This is a genomic window from Rahnella sp. NRRL B-41462 (assembly GCF_003263525.1).
GTDB lineage: Bacteria > Pseudomonadota > Gammaproteobacteria > Enterobacterales > Enterobacteriaceae > Rahnella > Rahnella aceris.
The window spans coordinates 1-5,839 of record NZ_JYDF01000157.1 but is presented as its reverse complement, the minus strand read 5'-3'; the positions used below and the strand labels follow the sequence as shown (position 1 = coordinate 5,839).

At 53.0% G+C, this 5,839-nt stretch carries 4 protein-coding genes; 2 read left to right on the top strand and 2 right to left on the bottom strand.

The genetic code is table 11. The annotated features are described in order from the left end of the window. Positions 1 to 64: 64 nt before the first annotated feature. Both ybiB and dinG read right to left on the bottom strand, forming a co-directional pair. Complete coding sequence (ybiB, locus tag UC14_RS25550) at positions 65 to 1,027, bottom strand: DNA-binding protein YbiB (RefSeq protein ID WP_013574674.1); 963 nt, start codon at positions 1,025 to 1,027, stop codon at positions 65 to 67. A 45-nt stretch (positions 1,028 to 1,072) separates the two neighbouring features. Then, positions 1,073 to 3,247, bottom strand: a complete 2,175-nt coding sequence (gene dinG, locus UC14_RS25545) for an ATP-dependent DNA helicase DinG (RefSeq protein ID WP_013574673.1) — start codon at positions 3,245 to 3,247, stop codon at positions 1,073 to 1,075. 324 nt (positions 3,248 to 3,571) lie between these two features. Here dinG and ompC point away from each other — a divergent pair, with 324 nt between their 5' ends. Both ompC and UC14_RS25535 read left to right on the top strand, forming a co-directional pair. Continuing rightward, positions 3,572 to 4,681 (top strand): porin OmpC, encoded by a 1,110-nt coding sequence (gene ompC, locus UC14_RS25540; protein ID WP_013574672.1) that lies wholly within the window; start codon positions 3,572 to 3,574, stop codon positions 4,679 to 4,681. 203 nt (positions 4,682 to 4,884) lie between these two features. After that, a complete protein-coding gene (locus UC14_RS25535; protein ID WP_013574671.1) occupies positions 4,885 to 5,691 on the top strand; it encodes a 5'-nucleotidase, lipoprotein e(P4) family in 807 nt (268 codons plus the stop codon). The last annotated feature ends 148 nt before the right edge of the window (positions 5,692 to 5,839 follow it).

Genomic DNA, 5,839 nt, shown 5'->3' with positions numbered 1-5,839 from the left:
TTAATACCCCCTCCCCGCCTCCCCCTTCGCAGGGGGAGGAGCTAACTGAGCTCATTCCCAGCTTTTAAAAAATCTGATCCACAATCATTCTGGCCTCAACCATATCGGCACAAACCTCTGCGGCCACCAGACAACACGCCAGTTGCGTGATGATCGCCTGCGGAATAGCGCGTTCGCCCTTCAGGCATTCCTGAATGTAGGCAACGGTAGTGGCGACATCTTTGCTTGCCGGCACGTCCGCACCGAAAATCTCTTCTTTTTCGGCCAGTACGCGCTGTTCGCCACCGGCGATAAAGTGCGTCTGCGGAAAACGTGAAGGGTTCGCGTACACTTCCCCTTCGGTGCCTTGCGTCAGGAGCGCACGGCCATCAATCTGGCGGAAGAACGAGGAAACACGCTGCACGTATTCAGGGTGCGAAACACTCGATAAACGCAGGGAATCCTGACCGGTAAACGGCGTGATAAGTTTCGCCAGGGTATGGCTGCTGTTTCGCACCCCCATCTGCCAGCGCAACGCGAGCTGTTTTTCGACTGGCGGGCAAAGTACGGAGATTGGCACAAATACCGGTGCGTCAGCCGCATCTGAAAGCTGTTGTGCGTCCTGCTGGCTTTGTGCTGCGCGGATGCCGAGCGCACGAAAAATCTCAGCACTGGTGATGCGGGTCGGATCTTCATCCACACCATGCACCAGCACCGGCAAGCCGAGACGGCTTAGCAGGATAGCCAGCAGCGGCGTCAGATTCGCCTGTTTACGTGCACCGTTATAGGTTGGAATCACGACCGGCAGCGGACGATCAGCCGGTGCCTGAAGGCGCATCACGCACTCGTCCATCGCCTGATAAAAACCGAGCATTTCTTCTTCCGCTTCGCCTTTAATACGAAATGCAATCAGCAGCGCACCGAGTTGCAGATCCGGCACCTCGCCCGCCAGCATGTGGCGATACAACGCATGCGACTGCTCACGGTTCAAATCGCGGGCGTGATTTTTGCCCCGTCCCACTTCTTTGATGAGTTTGGTGTAATCCATCGTAGCCTTACCTTGTCTGTGCAATCATGTGTCAGTGGAAAGAAGTTATCGTCTGCGCGCACGGCGACGAACCGGGTCTTTCTTCGCGGTCTTGAGAATATCGGGACGCTTCACTGAACCGGGCGCTGGCATTTCGCGCTGTTCAATCGGGAATACCGGCAATGCCGCCAGCAGGCGTGCACCGTAACTTTTTGTCAGCAGGCGCTTATCGTAAATCACGATTTCGCCCGTACATTCATGGCTGCGGATCAGTCGCCCGACCTGCTGGATCAGATTGAATGACGCGCTGGGCAAACTCTGCACTTCAAACGGATAGCGTTTCAGCGTTTTCAGCCATTCACCTTCCGTCAGAATAACCGGACTGTCGATAGGGGGGAAAGCGATCTTATGGATATGTACCTGCGTCAGCAGTTCCCCTTTCAGGTCCAGCCCTTCGGCGAACGATTGCAGGCCAATCAGTACGCTGGTGGTGCCCGCAGCGACGCGTTTACGGTGCTCCTCGACCAGCCGGTAGCGCGGCTGATCGCCCTGCACCAGTAACATCAGGCGTAAATCCGGTAACAGCGCCACAAACTGCTGTAACGCACGGTTGCTGGCAAACAATACCAGTTGACCGGTATGCCCCCCTTTCGCCAGTTCAGCGCGGAAGAAATCTGCCATTTCCTGAATATGCGCGGCCTCATTGGCCATCACCGGTTCGAGGGTCATTTGCGGAATGACCAGCTTGCCCTGCTCGACGTGATTAAACGGCGAATCCAGGCTGACAAACCGGTCACCGGCTTTTTCCGTCAGCCCGCTCATTTCCTGAAGCCGGGAAAAACTGTTCAGCGAACGCAATGTCGCGGAAGTGATCACCACATGCGGCACTTTGCGCCACAGCATTTTTTCCAGCTGTTCGCTGACGCGGATCCCCGCGCAATGAAACACCAGATGTGTCTGGTTATCGAAATACGAACGCGTCACCCATTTGCCAATCGGGGCATTCGAGGCCTTGTCCAGCGCCGCCAGCCGCCACAGTTTGCTCATGGTTTCGAGATACCCCTGCATGCGGCTCATATGCAGAATCGCGCGGTGTAAACGCATAATATCGTGCTTGCCGGTTTTCTCGCTGAGGTCATTCACCATGTATTCTGCCAGGCTGCGCAGGCCATCGGTGAGTTTAAACAGGCGGCTGCACTGTTCGGTCAGTTCAGGGGGTAAGACGCCCAGCTCGAAACGGTATTCGGCTTCCGGTTCTGCAGGCGGCAGATGCTGGCTGACCGCTTGCTCGATCAGCAGCAGCAGTTCGCGCATTTCGGCACAGTGGTTATGCAGGCGTTCAGCATGGGTCAGCGGCGGCGGATTTTTCGGGGTGAACAGCGCCAGACATTGCTCAATCTGGCGCACAAAGTTGTCCAGTTGCAGGTTATTCCACACCGCAGTGATTTCGGCCTCGACTTCCAGCGCATCACGCGCCACTTCCGGCAAATGATGGCCTTCATCAAGCACCAGCAGCAGATCTTTCGCCGGCGGCAGCACCGATTCCGATTCCAGCGCAGCCATCACCAGCGCGTGGTTAGTCACCACCACATCGGCACTTTCAATCTCTTTGCGCGCCACAAAATACGGGCATTCGCGGAAATAGTGGCAGTTACGGCTGAGGCAGTTGGCTTTGTCGGTGCTGATTTTTATCCACAGCGGATCGTCGATGGTTTTCTGGTAATGATCGCGCAATCCGTCCCACTCGTAGCGGGACAACGCGGTTTCCAGCGTTTTACAGAGTTTCTGTTCTTCGCCGCTGGAAGGCGCCAGTTCATCGCCGAGGAACAACCCGAGGTCGCCCTGCGCATTCTCGTTACTCATCGCCGCCAGATTACGCGGGCAGACATAACGGCCACGCCCGAATGCGCCGGTGAATTTCAGATCCGGAATAATTTTTTTCAGCAGCGGGAGATCTTTACTAAAAATCTGATCCTGCAACGCCACGTTGGCGGTGCTGACAATCAGCGGTTTTTCTTCCTCGCGGCTGACGGCAATGCCGGGGATCAGATAGGACAGCGTTTTCCCGACGCCGGTTGGCGCCTCAATGGCCAGATGCCGTGCAGAATCCCCCGAGAACGCTTTCGCCACCTCTGCAATCATCTGACGTTGCGGAGCGCGGGAAATGAAGTCCGGGATTTGCTGTTGCAGGGCTTTGTACCACTGGCTTATCTGATTTTTTACTGCGGGGGAAAGCGCCATGCATCTCTTTTTTGTTGGAAGTGAGACAGGAATGTGGGAGCTATTGTCACACAGACCCGCTTCCGGCGCAGCCCGAAATCTCAATTCCTCCTCCTTACGGGTGAACGAAAATTGTGCAGAAAAAACGGAGGATGTGTAAAAAAAGAAAAAGTTCATTTCTGACTGTCATAAATTGATCACAAAAATACGGTAAAAAACTCTCGCTGAGAAAAATCCGAGTCCACACGGAATGCACAGCAAAAAATGGTGATTAGCGTCTTTCCATAAGACTTCATATAAAGCTTTCCCAAAAAGCTTTTAATAGAAAATGCAGGGTAAAAATTCATGAAACGTAATATTCTGGCACTTTTAATTCCTGGTTTATTGATTGCATCAGGCGCACACGCAGCGGAAGTTTATAATAAAGACGGCAATAAACTGGACCTGTACGGTAAAGTGAAAGGTCTGCATTACTTCTCTGACGCTGCCAGCAATGACGGCGACCAGAGTTATATTCGTTTCGGTTTTAAAGGCCAGACACAAATTAATGACCTGATCACCGGCTACGGCCAGTGGGAATACAACGTCATGGCTAACCATGCTGAATCTGACAGCAAAACGCCAAGCACCACCGGCACCAAAACCCGTCTGGCCTTCGCTGGCCTGAAATTCGGTCAATACGGTTCCGTCGACTATGGCCGTAACTACGGTGCGCTGTACGACGTTGAAGCCTGGACCGATATGTTCCCTGAATTCGGCGGCGACGGTTATACCAAGGCTGACCGCTTCATGACTGGCCGTACCAACGGCGTAGCCACCTACCGTAACCGTGGCTTCTTCGGCCTGGTTGACGGTCTGAACGTTGCCGTTCAGTACCAGGGCAAAAATGAAAACGACGGTCGCGGCAGCAGCACAGCTAACGGCGACGGTTATGCACTTTCCACCACTTACGCACTGGGTGACAGCGGCGTGAGCCTGGGTGGTGCCTATGCTTCTTCTGACCGCACAACTGCTCAGAGTAATTCCACTTACGGCAAAGGTGATAAAGCAGACGCATGGACTGGCGGCATGAAATATGACGCAAATGGCGTTTATTTAGCCGCAATGTATGCTGAAACCCGTAATATGGTGGCAATCACCGTCCCTGGCGGAATTGCAGGCGCACCGGCTGGCAGCGGTTTTGCGAATAAAACACAAACCTTCGAAGCCGTTGCACAATATCAGTTTGAAAATGGCCTGCGCCCTTCACTGGGTTATGTCCAGACTAAAGCAAAAGATATTGAGAATATCGGTGATGCCGACCTGGTTAAATACGTTGACGTAGCCGCGACCTATTATTTCAACAAAAATATGTCTGCGTATGTTGATTATAAAATCAACCAACTGTCTGACGACAATAAACTGGCTCTGAACAACGACGATATCACTGCCGTTGGCCTGGTTTATCAGTTCTAAATTTAAGCGTTTTACCCCCTCATTGTTATTTCTCTGTCTTTGATTTTTTTGGCCGGACTCACCCTCCGGCCTTTTTCATTTCTGTCATTTTCCGGCACATCTCGCGTAACTCATCATTTATTCTTTCACACCCCGCTGAATCTGCTAAAGTTTTAACGATTTTCATGAATGCGAATCCTTCGTAACAAGCATAGGGACAACCAATGAATAAAATTTCGCTTTGCACCACCAGTGCTTTAATCATGCTGGCCCTCAGTGGCTGTGCGCAGCAAAAAACCGATGCCCAGCAGAAGCTGAACGATCAGTCCGTCATGGCACTGAACTGGTTCCAGCAATCCGGTGAATATCAGGCGCTGGCTTATCAGGCATTTAACACGGCCAAAATGGCTTTCGATCAGGCGCAGCCTCTGGCTGGTCAGAAGAAAGCCGTTGTCGTTGACCTCGATGAAACCATGCTCGATAACAGCGCATACAGTGCGTGGCAGGTCAAAGCGAACAAGCCATTCGACAGCAAGACCTGGTCTCAGTGGACAGCAGCCCGCCAGGCAACAGCCGTTCCCGGTGCGGTTGAATTCGCTAATTATGTCAACACTCACGGCGGCACGATGTTCTACGTGTCCAATCGCAAAACCAGCGAATACGCCGCGACACTGGATAATATGAACCGTCTGGGCTTTACCGGCGCCAATGAAAAAACCATGCTGCTGAGTTCTGATACCTCCAACAAGCAGGCACGTTTTGATTCCATCAAAGCCGCGGGTTATCACGTGGTGATTTACATCGGCGACAACCTGAATGACTTTGGTTCTGCCACCTACCATCAGGGCAACGAGCAGCGTCGGGCGTTTGTGAATCAGAACCATCAGCACTTCGGTACACAATATATCGTGCTGCCAAATCCGCTGTACGGTGACTGGGAAAGTGGTCTGGCGAAGGATTACAACAAGCTGACGCCTGAGCAGAAACTGTCAGCGCGGGAGCAGAATTTGAAGGCGTGGAGCGGGAAATAAGCCCGTTGCGGTTTGCTCCTCCCCCTGCGAAGGGGGAGGTTGGGAGGGGGTTTTAGACTGTAAATCAATTGCCTGAGCGGAAACTTCACCCAACGTTTTTGCTTTAATACCCCACCCCAGCCCTCCCCTTCGCAGGGGAGGGAGCGGA